This is a genomic window from Micromonospora sp. KC213 (assembly GCF_004348325.1).
Classification (GTDB): Bacteria; Actinomycetota; Actinomycetes; order Mycobacteriales; family Micromonosporaceae; genus Micromonospora.
The window spans coordinates 65,663-86,463 of the sequence record NZ_SMKF01000006.1 but is presented as its reverse complement, the minus strand read 5'-3'; the positions used below and the strand labels follow the sequence as shown (position 1 = coordinate 86,463).

General features: G+C 71.8%; 19 protein-coding genes and 1 pseudogene. 17 read left to right on the top strand and 3 right to left on the bottom strand.

What is annotated here, in order from left to right:
* Nucleotides 1–72: 72 nt before the first annotated feature.
* The 14 genes and pseudogenes from E1166_RS03300 (at nt 73) to E1166_RS03235 (ending at nt 10,518) form a co-directional block, all read left to right on the top strand.
* Nucleotides 73–939, top strand: coding sequence for an FtsK/SpoIIIE domain-containing protein (locus tag E1166_RS03300; protein WP_132335653.1), 867 nt, complete (start codon nt 73–75; stop codon nt 937–939).
* Complete coding sequence (locus E1166_RS03295; RefSeq protein WP_132186659.1) at nt 936–1,145, top strand: hypothetical protein; 210 nt, start codon at nt 936–938, stop codon at nt 1,143–1,145. Before E1166_RS03300 ends, E1166_RS03295 begins: the two co-directional genes overlap by 4 nt.
* Before the next feature lie 83 nt (nt 1,146–1,228).
* Nucleotides 1,229–1,669, top strand: coding sequence for a hypothetical protein (locus E1166_RS03290; protein WP_132335651.1), 441 nt, complete (start codon nt 1,229–1,231; stop codon nt 1,667–1,669).
* A complete protein-coding gene (locus E1166_RS03285) occupies nt 1,666–1,965 on the top strand; it encodes a hypothetical protein (RefSeq protein ID WP_132335649.1) in 300 nt (99 codons plus the stop codon). The genes E1166_RS03290 and E1166_RS03285 overlap by 4 nt, the downstream gene beginning before the upstream one ends.
* A complete protein-coding gene (locus E1166_RS03280) occupies nt 1,962–2,306 on the top strand; it encodes an RRQRL motif-containing zinc-binding protein (RefSeq protein ID WP_132335647.1) in 345 nt (114 codons plus the stop codon). Before E1166_RS03285 ends, E1166_RS03280 begins: the two co-directional genes overlap by 4 nt.
* Nucleotides 2,307–2,308: 2 nt before the next feature.
* Nucleotides 2,309–3,052, top strand: a complete 744-nt coding sequence (locus E1166_RS03275; RefSeq protein ID WP_132335645.1) for a hypothetical protein — start codon at nt 2,309–2,311, stop codon at nt 3,050–3,052.
* Complete coding sequence (locus E1166_RS03270; protein ID WP_132335643.1) at nt 3,049–3,318, top strand: hypothetical protein; 270 nt, start codon at nt 3,049–3,051, stop codon at nt 3,316–3,318. The genes E1166_RS03275 and E1166_RS03270 overlap by 4 nt, the downstream gene beginning before the upstream one ends.
* Complete coding sequence (locus E1166_RS03265; protein WP_132335641.1) at nt 3,318–5,138, top strand: replication initiator; 1,821 nt, start codon at nt 3,318–3,320, stop codon at nt 5,136–5,138. Before E1166_RS03270 ends, E1166_RS03265 begins: the two co-directional genes overlap by 1 nt.
* Nucleotides 5,135–5,410 carry a helix-turn-helix domain-containing protein gene (locus E1166_RS03260; protein WP_132335639.1) on the top strand — a complete coding sequence of 92 codons (276 nt, stop codon included), beginning with the start codon at nt 5,135–5,137 and terminating at the stop codon, nt 5,408–5,410. The genes E1166_RS03265 and E1166_RS03260 overlap by 4 nt, the downstream gene beginning before the upstream one ends.
* Nucleotides 5,410–6,681 (top strand): site-specific integrase, encoded by a 1,272-nt coding sequence (locus E1166_RS03255; RefSeq protein ID WP_207913965.1) that lies wholly within the window; start codon nt 5,410–5,412, stop codon nt 6,679–6,681. Before E1166_RS03260 ends, E1166_RS03255 begins: the two co-directional genes overlap by 1 nt.
* Nucleotides 6,682–7,025: 344 nt before the next feature.
* A complete protein-coding gene (locus E1166_RS03250; RefSeq protein ID WP_207913973.1) occupies nt 7,026–7,838 on the top strand; it encodes an HAD-IB family hydrolase in 813 nt (270 codons plus the stop codon).
* Between the two features lie 3 nt (nt 7,839–7,841).
* A pseudogene (locus E1166_RS03245) lies at nt 7,842–8,648 on the top strand (hypothetical protein); the annotation flags it as partial.
* Nucleotides 8,645–9,994 carry a methyltransferase gene (locus E1166_RS03240; protein ID WP_132335635.1) on the top strand — a complete coding sequence of 450 codons (1,350 nt, stop codon included), beginning with the start codon at nt 8,645–8,647 and terminating at the stop codon, nt 9,992–9,994. The pseudogene E1166_RS03245 and the gene E1166_RS03240, both read left to right, overlap by 4 nt.
* Nucleotides 9,889–10,518, top strand: a complete 630-nt coding sequence (locus tag E1166_RS03235) for a TetR/AcrR family transcriptional regulator (protein ID WP_132335633.1) — start codon at nt 9,889–9,891, stop codon at nt 10,516–10,518. Before E1166_RS03240 ends, E1166_RS03235 begins: the two co-directional genes overlap by 106 nt.
* Here E1166_RS03235 and E1166_RS03230 read toward each other — a convergent pair.
* Nucleotides 10,515–11,261, bottom strand: coding sequence for an oxidoreductase (locus tag E1166_RS03230; RefSeq protein WP_132335631.1), 747 nt, complete (start codon nt 11,259–11,261; stop codon nt 10,515–10,517). The two genes, E1166_RS03235 and E1166_RS03230, sit on opposite strands and share 4 nt — an antisense overlap.
* 289 nt (nt 11,262–11,550) lie before the next feature.
* Here E1166_RS03230 and acs point away from each other — a divergent pair, with 289 nt between their 5' ends.
* From acs to E1166_RS03215, 3 genes are all read left to right on the top strand, one after another.
* Nucleotides 11,551–13,545, top strand: a complete 1,995-nt coding sequence (acs, locus tag E1166_RS03225; protein WP_132335629.1) for an acetate--CoA ligase — start codon at nt 11,551–11,553, stop codon at nt 13,543–13,545.
* Between the two features lie 373 nt (nt 13,546–13,918).
* Nucleotides 13,919–16,297 carry an immune inhibitor A domain-containing protein gene (locus E1166_RS03220; protein WP_132335661.1) on the top strand — a complete coding sequence of 793 codons (2,379 nt, stop codon included), beginning with the start codon at nt 13,919–13,921 and terminating at the stop codon, nt 16,295–16,297.
* A 321-nt stretch (nt 16,298–16,618) separates the two neighbouring features.
* The gene (locus tag E1166_RS03215) at nt 16,619–17,551 is read left to right on the top strand and encodes an alpha/beta hydrolase (protein WP_132335627.1); all 933 of its coding nucleotides are present in this window, start codon (nt 16,619–16,621) and stop codon (nt 17,549–17,551) included.
* A gap of 1 nt (nt 17,552) precedes the next feature.
* On the opposite strand, the gene E1166_RS03210 is transcribed toward E1166_RS03215, so the two are convergent.
* Together E1166_RS03210 and E1166_RS03205 are read right to left on the bottom strand one after the other, a co-directional pair.
* Nucleotides 17,553–17,918, bottom strand: coding sequence for a hypothetical protein (locus tag E1166_RS03210; protein WP_132260963.1), 366 nt, complete (start codon nt 17,916–17,918; stop codon nt 17,553–17,555).
* Entirely contained in the window at nt 17,915–20,764 is a 2,850-nt protein-coding gene (locus E1166_RS03205) for an SseB family protein (RefSeq protein WP_132335625.1), read from the bottom strand. Before E1166_RS03205 ends, E1166_RS03210 begins: the two co-directional genes overlap by 4 nt.
* Nucleotides 20,765–20,801: the final 37 nt, after the last annotated feature.

Sequence of the window (20,801 nt, the reverse complement as noted above, 5' to 3'; positions counted from 1 at the left end):
CCCGGACGCGGGGAGCCGTACGGCTCCTTCGTGTGGCTTTCCGCGCCCATAAAAGCCCAAGGAGGGCAACCCATGACCACGGCAACCGCCCCGACCGCCGGCATCCCGGTGGGGCCTGGCCTGTCGATGTTCGACCCGATCTTCCTCGGCATCGACGAGTTCGGCCAGCCCGTCTACATCACCCTCGCCTACCGCAACCTCCTCGCCGGCGGTGAACCCGGTGGAGGCAAGTCCGGCCTGCTCAACGCCATCGCCGCTCACGCGGCGCTGTCGGCGGACTCCCGGCTTGTGCTGCTGGATGGCAAGCTCGTCGAACTCGGCCAGTGGGAAGACTGCGCCGACGCCTTCATCGGCCCCGACATCACCGCCGCTCTCGACGTCCTGCGACGTCTTCAGCAGGTGATGAACAACCGGTACGCCTGGCTGCGCGCCCACGGACGCCGCAAGGTCACCGCCCTCGACGGCCTCTCCGTCATCACCGTCCTGGTCGACGAGATCGCCTTCTACTCCGCCACCATCGGCGGCAAGCAGGAACAGGAAGAGTTCGTCGCCCTCCTGCGAGACCTGGTCGCCCGGGGCCGGGCCGCCGGCATTCCCGTCGTCGCCGCCACCCAGCGGCCGTCCTTCGACATCATCCCCACCAGCCTGCGAGACCTGTTCGGCTACCGCGCCGCGTTCCGCTGCACCACTCCGAACAGTTCAAACATCGTCCTCGGCCACGGCTGGGCCGAGCAGGGCTACAGCGCCACCGACATCGCTCCGACCAACCAGGGCGCGGCCTACCTCATCGCCGAGGGCGGCGTCCCCCGCCGCATCAAGGTCGCCTACCTGTCCGACGCCCAGATCGCCGGCATTGCCGACTACGCAGCCTGGATCCGGCGTCCCAGCGGCATCACTACCCCGACCGGCTCTCCTTCTGACTGGGGGATCGCGGCATGACCACCCGAGAGCGCACCGTCATCCGCATCAACAACCAGCGGGCCGCCCAGTACACCGAACTCTGGGTCATCGGCACCCCCGAAGACCTGGCCCTGATGTTCGAGGCCGCCAACCGCACCGGGCGACTCGTCTTCGTCTCCGCGCCCACCCCGATGGGCGGCGACGACACCCGCTTCCGCCGCTACGTGCGGCTGCGCAACCAGTAGCAGTCGACAGGACCGGACCACGCCTGGCAGCAACGCCGGTCCTGCCGACCTCCGCCAACAGCCCTCGAAAGGACGTGGCTGCCATGAAGGCTACCCAAATCCCACCCATCACCGGAACGGTCACTCCCGCTGACCTGCTCCGGATGGCTGCCCTTTATCTGCGCCGGCACGGCTGGCACCAGGGCACCTACTACGCCCTTACCACCGACACGGTCACCCCGCCGGCCTGCGCCGCCGGGGCCATCGGCATCGCCTGCGCCGGCCACCGGGTCGAGCACTTCTCCCAGCTCGACGGGGACGCCCTCGCCGACTACCTCACAACCCTGGCCGTGTTCGTCGACTATCTCGACACCCACGAGCCGATCTTCCACATCGACGAGGACGGCTACCTCGTCGACGAGCACACCTCGCCGTACTCGTGGAACGACGACCCCGGCCGCACTGCCAATGAGGTCATCACCGCCCTTGAAGCCGCCGCCGACGAGTGGGACCGCCTCCACACCACCGGGGGTAAGAACCGGTGAGCACTGTCAAGAAGACGTTGACGCCCCACCTGCCCCGGCAGAAGCGCCGGGAGGTTGTCGAGAACGACGAATTCGCCGCCTTCGCGCGGCGCATCATCCGCGCCCACGGCCGCCGCGTCGCCACCGGCGACGTCGAAGCCCTCCGCGACCTGACCGCTCTGTCCGCCGACCTCGACCAGGCCATCAGCGAAGCCGTCATCGGCCTCCGCGCCTTCGACTACTCGTGGGCCGAGATCGGCTCCCGGCTCGGTATCTCCCGTCAGGCCGCCCAGCAGCGCTGGGGAGACCGGCCATGACCACCACCACCTACCCGGCCGACAGCGCCGAGGAGTTCCCCACCTACCGCTACCGGCTCGCCCCTGCCGGGCTTGCCACCCGCCGGCAACTCCGCGCCGCCGGCCTCCGACCCGGAGGACATGACCCGGTCGCGCAGATCCTCTGGCGGCGCGGCAAAAGAGTCGCCTACCTCTACCGCCTCGACCTCGCCGCACCAAAGCGCACCGCCACGCCCGCCCAGCGGGCCGCCATCGACAAGGCCCTGCGCGCCCGACGCACCTGCGCCGTGTGTGGCCTGGTGCAGCCCTACTACATCCCCCGCCGCTACGGCTGCTGCCTCGACTGCCACGGAGGCCACTGACCATGACCGCGAAAACTCCGACCGCCGGCACCCGGGTCGAGGGTGTCGTCCTGGTCCTCATCCTCCTCATCGTCGCCGGCTTCGCCGGTGCCGCCTCGTTCACCCACGTCAAAGACTGGACCCTCGCCAACTCCCCGGCAGGCACCGGCGCATGGTTCGGCTGGGTTAACGCCGTCATCTCCGAACTCGTCCCCATCGCCTGCCTGTTGACCATCCGCCGACGCCGCCGCATAGGTGCGCCGATCGGCTACCCGCTGTTCCTGCTCATCGCCGCCGCCGGCCTCTCCCTGGCCGCACAACTCGCTGTCGCTAAGCCGGGCATCTCCGGCTGGCTCCTGTCCGCCGTCCCCGCCCTGGCGTTCATGGCCCTGGTCAAACTCGTCCTCGCCCCCACCAAGGGCACTGTGCCGGCTCCCACGCCGGTCAACCAGGCCGACCCGATCCGCGTCCAGGTGACCGAGCAGGTCACCACCGAACCGGCACCACCAGCCGCCATCACCCCGGCCCCGGCCACCGAGCCGGAACCCGTTCCCGCCCCGGCCGCCGAGCCGGAGCCCGTCGCTACCCCGGCCACTGAGCCGGTCGACGTTCCTACCCACCTGCTGCCCATGGCCCGCTTCGCCGCCGTGCAGCACGAACAATCCACCGGCACCCCGATTACCCCGGGAGAGCTGGCCGACCGACTCGACGTCACCCCGGCCGTCGCCGGGCGACTCCTCACCACCCTGACCGGTGGTGCCCGATGACCATCTACACCGTCGACGTTGTGCACGTCCTGCACACCTGCCCCGCCGAACCGGAGCCGCACCCCTACGACACCCGTCGGACGCTCGTCGACGTCATCCCCGGCGGACCCTGCCGGGCACCGGTCACCATCCGATGCGGCCAGGTGACCACCACCATTCCCTGCTCTCGGCACGAGCCGGCCAAACGCCAATGCGGCGCCTGCCGGACCATCGTTGTCGAACGCACCATCACCACCCGCACCCTCGACGCTGAGGTTGCGGCTTGATGGCCTCGACGCTGGACCTCACCCCCCGCGCCTCCGTGGCCCGGGGGGTGGGCTCGAACGCCGACACCATCCCGCCCGTCTACGGCTACACCGCCGCCGGATCCGCGTTCGAACGCGCCACCCGCCCGGACTACTTCGGCTGGATCGAACACGTCCGCGCCGCCGCCGGCTGCACCCGCCCCATCCGCCTCGCCGGCAGCCTCTACACCGTCGACGCCACCACCGGCAGGGTCATCGAGCAGCGGCACACCGACGCCATGCCCGACGCCGCGATCTACACCGCCTGCGGCAACCGCCGCGCCACGGTCTGCCCGTCCTGCGCGCAGACCTACCAGCGCGATGCGTTCCAGCTCCTGCGCGCCGGCCTGATCGGCGGCAAGGGCATCCCCGACACGGTCGCCCAGCACCCGGCGGTGTTCGCCACCTTCACCGCCCCATCGTTCGGCACCGTCCACGCCCGAGTGGTCAAGCGGCACACCTGCGCCAACCGGAAGCGCTGCGACTGCCGCGCCGAACCCTGCCACGCCCGCCGCGACGCCGGCCTCTGCCCGCACGGTCGGCCTACCGTCTGCTGGGCCAGGCACGAGGCCGGTGACGCGGTGTTGGGGCGGCCGTTGTGCCTGGACTGCTACGACCACGACCACCAGGTCGTCTGGAACCTCTTCGCCGGTGAGCTGTGGCACCGCACCAAACAAGCCGCGGAACGCTACCTGGCGAAGGTTGCCCGTCGCCGCGGCATCCCCCGCGTCGAGATCGTCACCGCCTCGGGCAAGACGCGGACAGTGTCGCCGGTCCGGCTGTCACCCGGGAAAGTCGCCGAACTCCAAGCGCGGGGAGCGGTCCACTTCCACGCCATCGCCCGACTCGACGGCGTCGACGCCCTGGACCCGGACGCCATCGTCCCCCCACCAGCAGGCTTCACCCTCGCCGACCTCGTCGACGCCCTCCGCCATGCCGCCGGACAGATCACCTTCCACACCCCGCCACATCCCGACCAGCCTGACGGCTGGCCCATCTGCTGGGGCGAGCAGGTCGACCTGGAGCCCATCGCCACCGACGGCACGGGCGAGGTCACCGACGGCATGGTCGCCGGCTACCTTGCCAAGTACGCCACCAAAAGCACCGAGGCCACCGGGCACACCAGCACCCGCCTCACCGCCGACACCATCGGCGACTACGCCGACCCCGACGGCGACCACACCGCCCGCCTCATCGACGCCTGCTGGCGCATCGGCCGACCCACCGGAAACCCGGTCCCCCTGTCCGAGCGACCCCGCGACCCTCGGCCCCGGCCCGGCTTCGTCCAGCCGTGGGAATGCCCCGACTGCGGCACCCACACCCGCTACGCCGCCTGCCCCACCTGCACCGCCGCCCGTCAAGCCAGCCTTGACACCCAACCGACGAAACCCGCGACGACCAACCCGTACGCACGGCTGCGCCGATGGGCGCACATGCTCGGTTTTGGCGGCCACTTCCTGACCAAGGGCCGCCGTTACTCGGTGACGTTCCAGCTCCTGCGGGACACCCGGGTGAACTTCCGGCGGCACGAGGACCAGGCCCACGAGCACCCAACCGCCGGCGGACAGCTCGTCGACGAGCGTCACGAAGACACCACGCTCATCGTCGGCACCCTCACCTTCGCCGGAGTCGGCTGGCACACCACCGGAGACGCCCTCCTCGCCAACACCGCCGCCGCCATGGCCCGCGAGCGAGCAGCTACCGGCCGCGAAGAAATGGCCCACGAGTTCGGCACCGTCCCGGCCGGCATCGCGCCGGCTGCTGCCCGATCCCGACAGACCTGGGGAGGTCATCCGTCATGAGCACCACCGTCCGCCCGAGTCCCGTCGTCCGGCTCGTCCCGCGCACCGGGGCAACCGTCGTCGGGCCGGTCACCTACACCGTCCGGGAGGTCTCCAAGCTGCTGGGCATCTCGCTGGGCAGCACGTACGCCCTTGTCCGGGACGGCACGATTCCAGCGACCCGCCTGGGTGGCCGCTGGCTCATTCCCCGTACCCGGTTCCACGCCTGGCTCGACGGCGTCACCGAGGAACCGGCCGCCGCCACCGGCACCGAGCACGGGCGGAGGCGCTGATGGGCTTTGTCCGCAAGACTCCGGCCGGCACCTACCGCGCCTGCTGGCGTGATCCTGCCGGCGGGCAGAAGTCCAAGAGCTTCCGCACGAAGCGGGAGGCCAGCGCCTACCTGACCGAGGTCGAGGGGAGCCTGAACCGGGGCACCTATGTCAACCCGCACGCCGGCCGTCTCCGCTTCGGCGACTTCGCTCAGCAGTGGCTCGCCACCCGGACCGTCGAGGCGCGCACCACCGAGCGGACCGTCTCCATGCTCCGCACGCACCTCCTGCCGAAGTGGGGTGACTGGCCGCTCGGGAAGGTCGACTTCATGTCGGTGCAGGAGTGGGTGGCGGGCCTCGGTCGGGTCCTCGCACCTTCCACAGTGGCCAAGTGCTATCAGCTCCTCTCGATGATCCTCCGGACGGCTGTTCAGGCTCGGCTGATCGCTACCAACCCGGCCGAGGGGGTGAAGCTGCCGCGTGACCGGTCCCGCGACGTCAAGCCGGTCACGATCAGCCGGGAAGACTTCCTCGGCCGGCTGCTGCCCGCCGTGCCGTCCCGACACCGGGCGATCGTCTGCACCGCCGCCGGGGCCGGCCTGCGCTGGGGTGAGTGCGCAGGCTTGACGTGGTCGTCAGTCGACCTCGACCGGGCATCGCTGCGCGTCGTCCAGGTGGCCGAGGAGACCCACGGCGGAATCGTGCTGCGCCCGTACCCGAAGAGTCGCGCCGGGGTCCGAACCGTTCCGCTGCCAGGCTTCCTCCTGGCCTCGCTCCGCGAGCTGCGCGCCGCCGCCGACGACCCGGACCCGCGCACGCTGGTCTTCCGTGACCGGGTGGGCCGCCCACTGCGCCGGTCGAACTTCCGCCGTCGGGTCTGGCTGCCGTCGCTGGTCCGTGCCGGCCTGCTCGGCCAGGTCGTGGCCACCGGCCCGCACCGGTACCGCGCGGTCTGGCCCGACCAGGACGGCGTCGAGTGGTCGGCCGAGTTCACCACGGAGCGGGAAGCCATCGCCTGCGTTGCGGCCAAGGCCGCTGGCGGGATGAGGTTCCACGACCTGCGGCACGCCTACGCCACCTGGCTGGTCACCGACGGCGTCCCGATCAACCTGGTGCAGCGGGTCATGGGCCACGAGCAGGCGTCCACGACGCTCAACCGGTACACCCACACCCCGGACGACTACGCGGCGCGCGTCCTGGAGGCGTTCGACGGCTCTGCTGCCTCCCTGCTGCCTCCGGGCGGGGAAACGCCGTCAGAAGGCCCTGTCTACGGGGACGGAGACGACATGTGACCTGCGGCGCAACGCTCAGCCGGGAAAGGGACGACCCCCGTCGGGGGGAGACGGGGGTCGTCGGGAGGTTCGGCTCCGGGGGGGTTTGAGCCGAACCGCTCAGCGGTTACGGGGGGTGCAACCGCCGAGGGTCTGCAACTGTCCGAGATATGAGCACTCGTCGTGATGACAAGCATGCCCGAGCGCGCTGTTCACGTCGAGTGGTGTCGACCCCACTCATCGCCAAAATGTGACCGAAGAGTGTGATCGTGATCACTCAGAGCAGGGAAGGGTGCGCCTCGGTGCCGGACCGGAGCTGCCGCGCGCCCCAGGCACCCCGCCGACGATAGATTATGGGACTAGACTTGCGCGCCGTGGGCCGAAGCGCCGCTTTCTTCGATCTGGACAAAACCGTCATCGCCAAGTCGAGCGCCCTGGCGTTCGGTAGGCCGTTCTACCGGGACGGTCTGATCACCCGGCGGGACGTGGTGAAGTCGGCGTACGCGCAGCTGATGTTCCGGCTGGGCGGCACCGACGAGCAGACCATGGCCCGCACCCGGGACTACCTGGCCACGCTCTGCAAGGGCTGGTCGGTGGACCAGGTCCGCCAGATCGTCGCGGAGACGCTGCACGAGCTGATCAACCCCTACGTGTACGCCGAAGCCGCTGCCCTCATCGAGGAGCACCAGGCCGCCGGACGCGACGTCGTCCTGGTCTCCGCCTCCGGCGAGGAGATGGTCCGGCCGATCGGGGAGTTGCTCGGTGTGACCGACGTGATCGCCACCCGGATGGCGGTCGAGGACGGCCGATACAGCGGCGAGGTGGAGTTCTACGCCGCCGGGCCGAGCAAGGTCGAGGCGGTCAGCGAACTCGCCACCGCCCGGGGCTACCACCTCGCCGACTGTTTCGCCTACTCGGATTCGTACAGCGACCGGCCGCTGCTGGAGTGCGTCGGCCATCCCACCGTGGTCAACCCGGACCGGGCCCTGCGCAGGCTGGCCACGGAGAACGCCTGGCCGGTGCTGGAGTTCCGGCACCCGATCCCGCTCGGCCGCCGGCTGCGCGAGCGCCCCGCCGTCCCGGTCGCGGCTGCCGCTCTGAGCGTGGGGGTGGGCGTGGCGATCGGCATCGCCTGGTACGGCCGCCACCGCCGCATGCGGACCGCTCCCGCCGCCTGACCCATCACCGTGGCCGAAGGGCGCGCCGACAGTGCCCTGCTCTTCGTGGGGCTGCCGGTGCTGCTGGCTGCGGCACTCGCCCTGACCCCAGGCCGCACGACGCACGGCCGGGTATTCGTCGCCACCACCATCGCGCTGCTCCTGGCGTCGGTGGCGCTGCAGGAGGGCGCGATCTGCGTCATCCTGTCCGCGCCGCTGGTGTACGCCATGGCGCACGGCACCACCGCCCTGATCCGGCTGGCCTGCCGCGACACCACCCGGGCGTACTCGCTGGTCGCCGTGCCCCTGCTGCTCGTACCGGGACTCGAGGGCAGCGGGATCGGCCCTCGGATAGCCCCGGAGCAGTCGGTCGAGGTGGTCCGCGTGGTGACGCTCCCCGCCCGTGCGGTCGAGGAGCGCCTGGCGACCGGCCCTCGCCCGGTGCCGGTCCGATCGGTGCCGCTGCGTCTGCTCGGCGTTCCCGTGCCGACCCGGGTCAGCGGCGACGGCCTCGCCACCGGCGACCGCTGGATGTTCGCCTACCACGGCAGCTCGCACGGCCCGGGCGGGCACCTGCTCACCGAGGTGACCGGCGCCGAGCCGGGCCGGGTCCGCTTCCGGTTCGTCGAGGACACCGCGATCACCGGCCGGTGGGTCACCTTCCGGCACGCGGAGGTGACCTGGCAGGCGGTGGACCGGGAGCACACCGAGGTGCGGGTCCGGGTGGCGTACGAGCGCGGCCTGGATCCCTCCTGGTACTTCGGACCGCTCCAGGACGGTCTGCTCCACGAGGGCGTGGGGCACCTGCTCGACATGCTCGTCCTGCGGTGACCGCCGCCCGGTGGCTCGCCCTGGGAGTACCCCTGCTGGCGGTGCTGGCCGCGGCACGGCTGGAACGCGACCGCCGGGCGCGGGGCGCCGCCCTGCTCGCCGCCGTGGCCGCCGCACTGGGCGTCGCCGCGCTGAACGAGGTGGCACGCCAGACGGGCTGGTACGCGTTCGCGCCGGTGGACGGGGCCTACCGGGGGATGCCGGTCGACCTGTGGCTGGGCTGGGCGGCGCTCTGGGGCGCGCTGCCGGTGCTGCTGCGCCGGTTCCTGCCCCTGCCCGTCACTCTGGGCCTGCTGCTCTGGCTTGACGTGGTGGCGATGCCGGCGTTGCACCCGCTCGTCGTGCTCGGGCCGCACTGGCTGGTGGGCGAGGTCGTGGGGCTGTTCGCCGTCGCGCTTCCCGCGCAGCTGCTCGGCCGGTGGAGCGCCGACGGGCGGCACCTGCGGGCCCGGGTGCTGCTCCAAGTCGCCGTCTTCGCCGCGCTGGTGCTGTGGTTCGTGCCCGGGGTCGCCTTCGAGCTGGGTGATGGCTCGTGGACCCCGCTCACCGGGCTGCCCCGGGCCGCTCTCCTGACGCTGGGCCAGGTCGCACTGCTGGTGGCCACACCGGCGCTGGCCGCGGTACGCGAGTTCGCCGGACGGGGCGGTGGCACCCCGTACCCGTGGGACCCGCCCGTCCGGCTCGTCAGCACCGGGCCGTACGCGTACCTCGCGAACCCCATGCAGGTCGGTGCGGCTGCCCTGCTCCTGCTGACCGCGACTCTCACCCGCAGTCTTGCGCTGGTGGCCGCGACGGTCCTCGCCGTCGCCTTCAGCGCGGCCGTGGCCCGGCCACACGAGGAGCACGACCTGATCCGCCGGCACGGGGACGCGTGGCGGGACTGGCGACGGGCGGTACGCGACTGGTGGCCGCGCTGGCAGCCGTACGCCTCGGGCGCGCCGGCGGTGCTGCGGCTCGACGCCGGGTGCAGACCGTGCGTGGGGGTCTGGCGGTTCCTGGCGCGGCGGGACCCGGTGAACCTGACGATCGCGCCGGCCGAGGAGGGGCAGATGCGGGCCGGATACACGGGCGGCGACGGCCACACGGAACGGGGGGTGGCCGCCGTCGCGCGCAGTCTCGAACACCTCAACCTCGGCTGGGCCTGGGTGGGTTGGACCCTGCGGCTGCCCGGCATGACATGGCTGGCGCAGTTGGTGACGGATGCGATGATCGCACCGCCACACCCGGCGGGAGGAAAGCGATGTCCGACACCAAGCGACGCCTGCTCGACGGCACGCTCGCCGCGATCCGCCGGCACGGCATCGCCGGCGTCTCGGCCCGCACCATCGCCGCCGCCGCCGGCGTGAACCAGGCGCTGGTCTTCTACCACTTCGGGACGCTCGACGAACTGCTGTCGGCGGCGTGCCGGACGGGCACGGCCGAACGGGTCACCCATTGGTCGGCCCGGCTGCGCCGGGTCGGGTCGCTGCGCGAACTGCTCGACGTCGGGCGTGGCCTGCACCAGGAGGAACGCGAGCTGGGCAACGTGTCCGTGCTGGCCCAGATGCTCGCGGGCGCACAGACCGACGAGCGGCTCGCCGGCCCCACCGCCGAGTCCCTGCAGCTGTGGGTGGACGAGATCGAGTCGGTCCTGCGCCGGCTGTTGGCCGGGTCGCCGTTCGCCGAGGTCGCCGACGTTCCCGGGCTCGCCCGCGCGGTGTCGGCCGCGTTCATCGGCCTGGAGTTGTACGACGGTGTCGATCGGCCCGCGGCCGAACGCGCCATCGATGCGCTGGACCAGCTCGCCGTGCTCATCGAGATCGTCGACGACCTCGGCCCGATCGCCCGGCGCGCCCTGCAGAGCAAGATCGGCAAAGCGACCGGACGCTAGGCCGCCGCGAGCACCTCGTCGCCGATGGCGGTGAGCTGGTCGGCGCCCACCTCGACGGCGGACATGTAGTGCCGCAGCCAGGAGCGCAGCCCGTCGGGGGTGCCGGTGGCGAACGCGCCCGCCGCTCCCACGTACTCGGGTTCCCGCTCGCGGTGGCCCACGTCGACGGCGACCAGCCCGCGCGGGTCGAAGCCACGGGACATCAGCACCAGGCGGGCGGCGGCCCGGGCCACCACGCCGGACGGCCCGGCGAACGGACGCAGGTTGAGCAGCTCGCCGTGCACGACGGCGGCCAGCACCAGCGGCGGAACGCTCGTCCCGCCGGCAACCAGCTCAGCCAGCCCGTTCAGCCGTGCGGCCACCACCGGGTCCGTCACCGGGCGACCCAGTTCGGCCTCGGCGACCACGTCGCGGGCGGCGAGCACGTGCAGCTTCGCCAGGGCCTGCCGGGGCGACTTCGGCCACAACTCGGTCAGCGCGGGCAGGACCCCGGCGATCCGCAGCGCGCCCTGCAGCACCGGCTCGGTGATTGTGCCGGCGCGGACCGCCTCACGCTCGTGGGCGTACCCCTCGAGGGCGGCGCTGGCCACCGCGGACCGGAGGCTGACCTCGGCCGCGACCTGGCCGCCGTGGCGGCGCAGCGCGCGGTGCCGCATCGCCTCGTCGACCCGCTCGCGGGCCCGCTGGACGGCGGGGGCGATGTCGGCGAGCGCGAGCAGCGGGGCGAGCGGATCGGTGGTCACCCCGCCACGCTAGCGACCGCGCCCAGGTTGCCGGCCGCCGCCCGGCCGCGACGCGACCGGCACCACCGCCGTCCGGTGAGGCAGCCGGCACGGGATACGGCAAGTGAGGCAATCCCGCGCCCGAGACACCGCCGCCCGCCGCAATCGGCCCCTGATGTGACGGGTTGCCGTCGGGCGCGTGGCGTGGGCCGCTGGGCGCGGACGGCGGGCAAGCCGTCGCGGGCGTCGAGCCTCCCGACTAGCCTCGGGCGGGTACGAGACGCAGGTCACAGGACGAAGGAGTCACCGCATGAGTGAGGCATTGGCCAACCTGCTCAACGAGACGCGCCAGTTCCCGCCGCCGGCCGCACTCGCCGCGGAGGCCAACGTCACCGCCGACGCGTACGCGGAGGCGGCTGCGGACCGGCTCGCCTTCTGGGAGAAGCAGGCCGGGCGGCTGACCTGGGCGCAGCCGTGGGAGCAGACGCTGGACTGGTCGAACCCGCCGTTCGCGAAGTGGTTCGTCGGTGGCCGGCTCAATGTGGCGTACAACTGTCTGGACCGGCACGTGGAGGCTGGCCGGGGCGACAGGGTGGCGATTCACTGGGAGGGCGAGCCGGGGGACACCCGCACCCTCACCTACGCCGACCTGCACCGGCTGACCTGCCAGGCGGCGAACGCGCTGACCGAGCTGGGGGTGACCGCCGGCGACCGGGTGGCGATCTATATGCCGATGATTCCCGAGGCGGCGGTGGCGATGCTGGCCTGCGCCCGGATCGGCGCCACCCACAGCGTGGTCTTCGGCGGCTTCTCCGCCGACGCGCTGACCAACCGGATCCAGGACGCCACCGCCAAGGTGGTGATCACCGCGGACGGCGGCTACCGCCGGGGCAAGCCGTCGGCGTTGAAACCGACCGTGGACGAGGCCGTGGCGAAGTGCCCGTCGGTGGAACACGTGCTGGTGGTCCGCCGCACCGGTGAGGAGGTCGCCTGGTCGGCCAAGGACCGCTGGTGGCACGAGACGGTGGAGGCGGCCTCGCCGGAGCACACCGCCGAGGCGTTCGACGCCGAGCATCCGCTGTTCATCCTGTACACCAGCGGCACCACGGCCCGACCGAAGGGCATCCTGCACACCACCGGCGGCTACCTCACCCAGGCGTCCTGGACGGCGCACGCGGTCTTCGACCTGAAGCCGGAGAGCGACGTGTACTGGTGCACCGCCGACATCGGCTGGGTCACCGGGCATTCGTACATCGTGTACGGCCCGCTCTCCAACGGCGTCACGCAGGTGATGTACGAGGGCACCCCGGACACCCCGCACAAGGGCCGGTTCTGGGAGATCGTCGACAGGTACAAGGTCACCATCCTGTACACCGCACCGACGCTGATCCGCACCATGATGAAGTGGGGCGAGGACATCCCCGCCGGGTACGACCTGACGTCGCTGCGTCTGCTGGGCAGCGTCGGCGAGCCGATCAACCCGGAGGCGTGGATGTGGTACCGGCAGCACGTCGGCCGGGGTGAGCTGCCGGTGGTGGACACCTGGTGGCAGACCGAGACCGGCGCCGTCATGATCTCCCCGCTGCCGGGGGTCACCGCCGCCAAGCCGGGTTCGGCGATGACCGCGCTGCCCGGGATCAGTGCGGACGTGGTGGACGACCAGGGTCAGCCGGTGCCGAACGGCGGCGGTGGCTACCTGGTGCTGCGTGAGCCGTGGCCGTCGATGCTGCGCACCATCTGGGGCGACGACAACCGGTTCATCGAGACGTACTGGTCCCGGTTCGGCGCGGGTGCCGGCTCGGGCGGCGAGGGTGACTGGGTCTACTTCGCCGGGGACGGGGCGAAGAAGGACGACGACGGGCACATCTGGCTGCTCGGCCGGGTCGACGACGTGATGCTGGTGTCCGGGCACAACATCTCCACCACGGAGGTGGAGTCGGCGCTGGTGTCGCACCCGGCGGTGGCCGAGGCGGCGGTGGTGGGTGCGACCGACCCGACGACCGGCCAGGCGATCGTCGCCTTCGCCATCCCGCGCGGCACCACGGACACCTCCGGCGCGGCGGGCGAGCAGTTGATCGCGGAGCTACGCAACCACGTGGCGAAGACGCTCGGCCCGATCGCCAAGCCGCGGCAGATCATGCTGGTGCCGGAGCTGCCGAAGACCCGCTCGGGCAAGATCATGCGTCGGCTGCTGCGGGACGTGGCGGAGAACCGGTCGCTCGGTGACGTGACCACGCTCCAGGACTCCTCGGTGATGGAGCTGATCTCCTCAGGAATGAGTGGCGGCAAGTCCGACGAGGACTGACGGCAGGCGTACTCCCGGTGGGTGGCGGTCCGCGCGGACCGCCACCCACCGTCGTCTTTTTCCGGGTACGGAAGCCGACCGGGGTGGCGATTACGGAGAGCACTCACAAACGGATCGAAATCTGTCACTTCTGTTGCCGCGACTCACATCCAACCTGCTCAGAAGGGGTGGCAAGGCGCAGAGCTGTGACAGTGAAAAGCGTTCCCATCAAGAAGTTGCAACAAACTGACGGGGGCATCTTCCCAGCGCTGCGGCCAATGTCTATCTTCACCATGAGTCCCACTGGTCTCACCCAGTTGGACGCCTACTACCGGCCCCTACCCCCGTTGGGCCGGTTCCCTCACACCGGAGGTACCACGTGCGCAAAGTCGCAGTGGGTGTGCTCGGGCTTTCGCTGACGGCGACAGTGCTGTTGACCAGTCCGTCGGCCAACGCCGCGCCGACGCCGAAGCCGGCGGCCCAGAACCCCGACCTCGCCCAACTCGACCACGATCTGCCCAACCCGCTGGAAACCAAGCGGCGGGCACTGCGCCAGGAGGGCCTGAGCAAGGTTCTCTCGGGCAAAGCCAAGGCGCAGCGGATCAACGGCAGCACGGTCGTCAAGGTCGGCAAGACCCAGGCGGAGGGTCGCAGCGCCCGGACGTTCGCGGCCAGCGCCCCGACGCAGGACCAGTACGTCGAGTTGTCCCGCGAGAAGACCGACCAGATCTTCGTGATCCTCGCCGAGTTCGGCAACCAGCGGCACCCGGACTTCCCGGACCAGGACACCGACCCGGAAACCGAGGGTCCGACCCGGTTCGACGGGCCGCTGCACAACGAGATCCCCAAGCCCAACCGGGCGGTGGACAACTCCACCGTCTGGCAGGCCGACTACAGCGCCGACTACTTCCGGAAGCTCTACTTCGGAACCGGTCAGGGCGACGAGTCGCTGAAGCAGTACTACGAGGCCCAGTCCTCGGGCCGCTACAGCGTCGACGGCACGGTCACCGACTGGGTCAAGGTCCCGTACAACGAGGCCCGGTACGGCCGCTCGGGCGGCTACCCCTGCGGCTCGAACGTCTGCACCAACACCTGGGCCCTGGTCCGCGACGCCGCCAACCAGTGGGTTGCCGACCAGAAGGCGAAGGGGCGCTCCGACCAGGAGATCGCCGCCGACGTCCAGGCGATGGACAACTGGGACCGGTACGACCACGACACCGACGGTGACTTCAATGAGCCCGACGGCTACATCGACCACTTCCAGATCGTCCACGCCGGCGGCGACGAGGCCGACGGTGACCCGCACCAGGGTGAGGACGCCATCTGGAGCCACCGGTGGTACGCCTTCGCCTCCGACCAGGGCAACACCGGCCCGGTGAACTTCCCGGCCGGCGGCACCCAGATCGGCAACACCGGCGTCTGGATCGGCGACTACACCATCCAGCCGGAGAACGGTGGCCGGAGCGTCTTCTACCACGAGTACGGCCACGACCTCGGCCTGCCGGACGACTACAACGTCACCAGTGGTGGGGACAACAACAACGAGCACTGGACCCTGATGGCCCAGAGCCGGCTCGGCGCCAAGAACGACGGCGGCATCGGCGAGCGCGGCGGCGACTTCGGCGCCTGGAACAAGCTCCAGCTCGGCTGGCTCGACTACGAGGTCATCGTCGCCGGCCAGAAGCGCACCCTGGAGCTGGGCCCGCAGGAGTACAACTCCGACAAGCCCCAGGCCGCGGTGGTGGTGCTGCCGGAGCGGGAGTACAGCTTCGACAACGGCAAGCCGTTCGAGGGCACCAAGCAGTTCTTCTCCGGCAACGACGACGACCTGAACACCTCGATGACGCGGACCATCGACCTCACCGGGAAGACCAGCGCCGCACTGTCGATGAAGGGTCGCTACAACATCGAAGAGGACTACGACTACCTCTTCTTCGAGGCGTCCACCGACGGTGGCCAGACCTGGGCGACCCTGCCGGGTACGGCCAGCGGCAAGGCCCTGAAGGAGATCTCGGCGGGGCGTTACGCCCTGGACGGCTCCAGCGACGACAAGTGGGTCGACGTCAAGATCCCGCTGAACGCGCTCGCCGGCAAGGTCGTGCAGGTCCGGCTGCGCTACCAGACCGACGGTGGTGTCTCCTCCGGCGGCTTCTTCGGTGACGCCCTCACCGTGACCGCCGACGGGCAGACGCTGCTCAGCGACGGCGCCGAGGCCGGCGCCACCGGCTGGACCCTGAACGGGTTCAGCGTGGTGGAGGAGACCTACAAGCGCAAGTTCGCCAACTACTACATCGCCGGCAACCGGTCGTACGTCTCGTACGACCAGTACCTGAAGACCGGCCCGTACTTCTTCGGCTACGCGAACACCCGACCGGACTACGTGGACCACTACGCGTACCAGGAGGGTCTGCTGATCTCCTACTGGAACCTCCGGTGGGCGGACAACGACACCTTCGTCCACCCGGGTGAGGGTCGTAACCTGATCATCGACTCGCGTCCGCGGCCGCTGTACAACCTGACCGGTAACCCGTGGCGGGCCCGGGTCCAGGTCTACGACGCGCCGTTCAGCCTGAAGAAGGCCGACTCGTTCACGCTGCACCTCAACAGCCAGCCGCAGTACGTCCGTGGCCAGGCCGCGCAGCCGCTGTTCGACGACACCCAGAAGTACTGGTACGAGGAGCTGCCGAACCACGGCGTCAAGCTCCCCGCCACCGGCACCAAGATCAAGGTGCTGGAGCAGAACGGCACCTCGGTGAAGGTTCGCTTCTCCTGATCTGCTGATCAGCGCAGTACCGATGCCCGGGCAGGTCACCTGCCCGGGCATCGCCCTGTCCGAGCCGCCCTGCCGACGCGCGGCCCGTCTGGCCGATGCCCGGCCCATGTCCGGCCCGCCCGGGCCGAGCCAAACCCGTGCCGGCCCTCGGAATGCGGCAGATAGCGGTATCGGCGTTGCCGGAAACCACGACCTGCCGCAATTCGCCGAGGCGCACCGGCGGGCGGGTGCGGAACGGAGCCGATCACCTGTCCGTGCCACAGCCGGCGTCGGGCGCTCGGTCGAACCGCGGATTACGCCCCAGGCCCTAGGCTGTGGCACATGACCGAGCAGCGTGGCGGGCCCCCAGACGAGTCCTGCGTCCTCACCGAGGGGCCGTGGACGCACCGCTTCGTCGGCGCGAACGGCAGCCAGTTCCACGTGGTGGAGGCCGGTGCCGGGCCGATGGTGCTCTTCCTGCACGGTTTCCCCGAGTATTGGTGGGCCTGGCACGAGATCCTGCCGGCGGTCGCCGACGCCGGTTTCCGGGCGGTCGCCGTCGACCTGCGCGGCTACGGCGCCAGCGACAAACCACCCCGGGGGTACGACGGCTACACCCTCGCCGCCGACGTCGCCGGGCTCATCCGCGGCCTCGGTGAACGTTCCGCTACGGTGGTCGGCAGCGGCGCGGGCGGCATGGTCGGCTGGACCGCCGCCGCCTTCCACCCGGCCCTGGTCCGCCGGCTGATCGTGCTCGGCGCACCACACCCGCTGCGGCTGCGGGCGGCTCTCTTCGCCGACCCGCGTGGCCAGTTCGCCGCCTCCACGCCCACGCTGAAGTTTCAGCTACCCAGGTACGAGCATGTGCTGACCCGCGACGGCGGCGCCGCCGTGGCCGAGATGCTGCGGCGTTGGGGCGGGCCACGCTGGGTCGACAGCCCGCAGTTCGAGACGTACGCCCAGCGTTGCCGGGAGGCCATCCAGATTCCGCAGGCCGCCTTCTGCGCCCTGGAGGGCTACCGCTGGGCGTTCCGGTCGGTGCTGCGGCTGCACGGCTACCGCTTCGTCCGGTTGATGCAGACACCGCTGGTCACCCCGACCCTGCAACTGCACGGCGCACTCGACGCCGCCTCGCTGCCCCGCACCGCGCAGGGTTCCGGCCGCTACGTCAGCGCGCCGTACGAGTGGCGGCTGCTCGACGGGGTGGGGCACTTCCCCCACGTCGAGGCCGGTGAGGTGGTGCTGGGCGAGATCCTGCGGTGGGCGAAGTCCTGACTCAGATCCGCTTCTGGCGCAGGTCCGCCACCTCGTTGGCCGGCGCCCAGCCCTGGTAGACGCCGAAGTCGAAGACCTCCAGCCCCAGCGCCTGCGCCACCGGCCAACGGCCGCCGGTGTACTCCACCCGCAGCCAGCCGTCGTGTTCGCCGAGCACGATGAACGGTTGGCCCTGCCAGGTGCAGGTGGTCCGCACGTACGCCAACTCCTCGACCTCGGTCGCGGAGAGGACCCGGACGTAGCGGCCGGGGCGTACCTCCTGGAAACCCTCGCCCGGCTCGGGCTGGTAGATCCGCACGTTGTCGCCGTCCGGGCTGGCCTGGTATTCCCGCCCGCGCCAGCGGGCCACGTATCCGTCGCGGGTCACGGCACCCCTACCTGTCGCCACAGCAGTGCGTCGGTGTCGAGGACGGCGACCAACCGTTCGGTGCCGTCCGCGCCGATTCGCCACAGCTGCGCGCCGTGCGGCAGCCGGGCGCTGTCCACCTTGAACTCGGCCACCACGTCGCTGCTCTCCCCCGGGGCGAAGCCGTTGCCCCGGAACGGCGCGCGCTCGATGACCCAGCCCTCCATCGCCCGCATGGCGGCCTCGTTCTGCCCGCCGTACGGGATGCGGTACAGGCTCGGCCGGTAGGCCGGCCACCGCAGCACATAGATCTTCTCGGCGTCCGGCGCGAAGGGCGAGTCGGGGTAGCCCAGGCCGAGCGCCTCGTGCAGCTTCGCCGGGGTGGTGAGGTGTGCCAGTTCGTTGGCCCGGTGCACGAAGCCGGAAACCCGGTCGTAGCCACGCTCCAGGTAGTAGGCGAGCTGGCTGGGGGCCACCGCCTTCTGCATGATCACCGGTTTGGTCGGGTCGACCGCCGGCGGAACGTGCCGGCGGGTGTCCGCCGGCGCCGGCGCGCTCGACGCCTCCGGCTCGCTGCCGGCGTCGTCGCCGAGCCCCACCTCGGCGGCCCAGTTGGCCAGCGCGACGATCTGCTCGCCGGGGAGTTTCGCCCCGACCGGGGTACCCGGGTTGACGGCGAAGGACCAGTCCTCCTCGGGCCAGCGCCGGATCAGCTGCACGAACCGGACCTCGACCGTCTCCACGCCCTCGCCGCCGTGATCGGTCAGGCGCTGGGGGGAGGTGTGTACCACCACGTACCGTTCCCCGTCCAACTCCTCCGTACGCCACACGAAACCGGGTTCGCCGGGGCGGCTGCCGGGTGCCGAATCCGGCGCGACCGGCAGCAGCACCCGAGCCAGCAGGAGGGTGGACAGGAAGGTGTCGGTGCTGCCGGAGCCGGCCGCGTCCAGCAGTTCCTGCTCCACCTCGTTGGCCGGTTGGAACGCCACGTCAGTGGTCGGGACGGTCGGCGACGGAGGCCCGGTCTGGCCCGAAGTGGACCGTTGCGGGTCCGCCGCGACGCCGACCGGCGCGGGGTCGGATTGGCCCACGGTGGAGGGTTCGGCGGACGTCGCCGCGGCCTGCGGTGCGGCAGGCCGGTCCGCCACCGCGTCGGCGGCCGTCGTTCCGGCAGTCGAAGACGGCGACACGCGCGCATCGGGGGACACCGCCGGGGACGGCGACACCGCCGCGTCAGGCGACACCGCCGGGGACAGCGACACGGTCGGCTCGGATGCCGGGGGGAGCGCGCCGGGCCGGACGAGCCGCGCGGTCGGTTCCTCGTCCGGAGGCACCGTCGTGGCGGGCTCGCCGGCCAGCCGCCAGGCGGTCGTGACGGGCTCGCCCGGGTCGGGCGTGGTCGGCTCACCGGTCGGCCGCCAGCCAGTCGTGGCGGGTCCGGAGCCGGCCTGGACCGGCGCGGTGCCGGGTCGGGCACCGGCGGAGACCGGCAGGTCGTGGGCCTCGATGACGACGCCCTCTATCACGATGGGCGAGAAACCGCGCCGCGACTCGGGCGGCGCGAACGAGGCCGACACCTCCTCCACGGCCGGCCCGTCGACCGGGGTGCCGGCACCCGAGGTCGAGCGCGCAGCCGGGTCGGGAAGCGGCTGGGTGGGTTCCTCGGCCGGACGTGGCGCGGGCGTGGGTGTACGTCGCGGCAGCGCCTGGAGGGACTCGGCGGCCGGCACCCGGAAGGCCCGGGTGGGTTCCTCCGTCGCCGGGTCGGGGCGCGGGCCGGGCGGCGCCGGATCGGGACGCGGGCCGGGCGGCGCCGGATCGGGACGCGGGCCGGGCGGCGCCGGCCGCCCTTCGGCCGGGTCCATCCGGAACGCGCGAGCCGGGTCCTCGCCGGGCGGCCCGGCCGGCCGGCGGCGGGGGAACGGCTGGCCGCCGAGCCCGGGACGCAGCGGCGGCGCGGCGCGTTCACCGGCGCGCAGCGGATTGTCCCGCATCGGCCGGGATGCCGCGCCTCGACCGGAGGCCGGCTCGAAAAACGAGTTACGCCCGTTGGGGGAGGCGTCGGACGCCGCGAGGCGAGCGCCCAACCCTTCACCGAGCAACCGCCGGCGGGGCGGGACCGGCCACGGCTCGCCGGGCCGGCCTGGGCCGCCGTGCGGATCCGTCCGGGTGCCCGTGCCGGGTTCACCACTGTCGGGCCGGGCGGCTGGGTGAGCGCCGGCGTCGGCCGGCACGGCCCGCGGACCCGGCCCGGGCACCGGGCTCGGGGAGCCGCCGTTGGTCGGACCGACGCCCGTGGTGTCGGGACGGGTGGGATACGGCTCCCCCACCGCGCCCGGCCAGCCGGGCGGGCGCTCCGCCGGAGCCCGGAGAGCCACCGGCGGCACCGGCTCGGGCTGACTCCAGGCGCCGCCGGCGTCGGTGGCCAGGGCCTCCGCGGGTGGCGGGGCCACCCGCGAGCGGGCTGCGGTGCGGCCAGGCAGTCGCACGTCCCCGCGGGAGAGTTGGGAGACGAACCAGGCCGGGAGGTAGCCCTCGACCGGCAAACCCGGGTTGACCGCCAGCCACCACTCGTGGTGGGGCCAGGCGGCGGCGAGCTCGGCGAACGGGACACGCCGGCTGGGACCGGCGTCCACCCCCAGGCAGGCTCGCATCGCCGTGGGCGAGGTGAAGGCCAGCACGTGGGTGCGGCCACCGGTCGTCCAGGTGCCCCAACCCATCGGCGCCTCACCGGCGAGGGCCTGGGCGGAGACCGGGAGGTACAGGTCGGTGCCGGCCAGGATGCGGAAGTAGCGCTCCTGGTCGTCGGCACGCAGCGCGTCCCGCAGCGCCGTCTCGGTTTCGGTAGCCGGCTCCCAGTCGGTCACGGCCACCTCTCCTCCCGCTAACAGGCCATAGGCATCG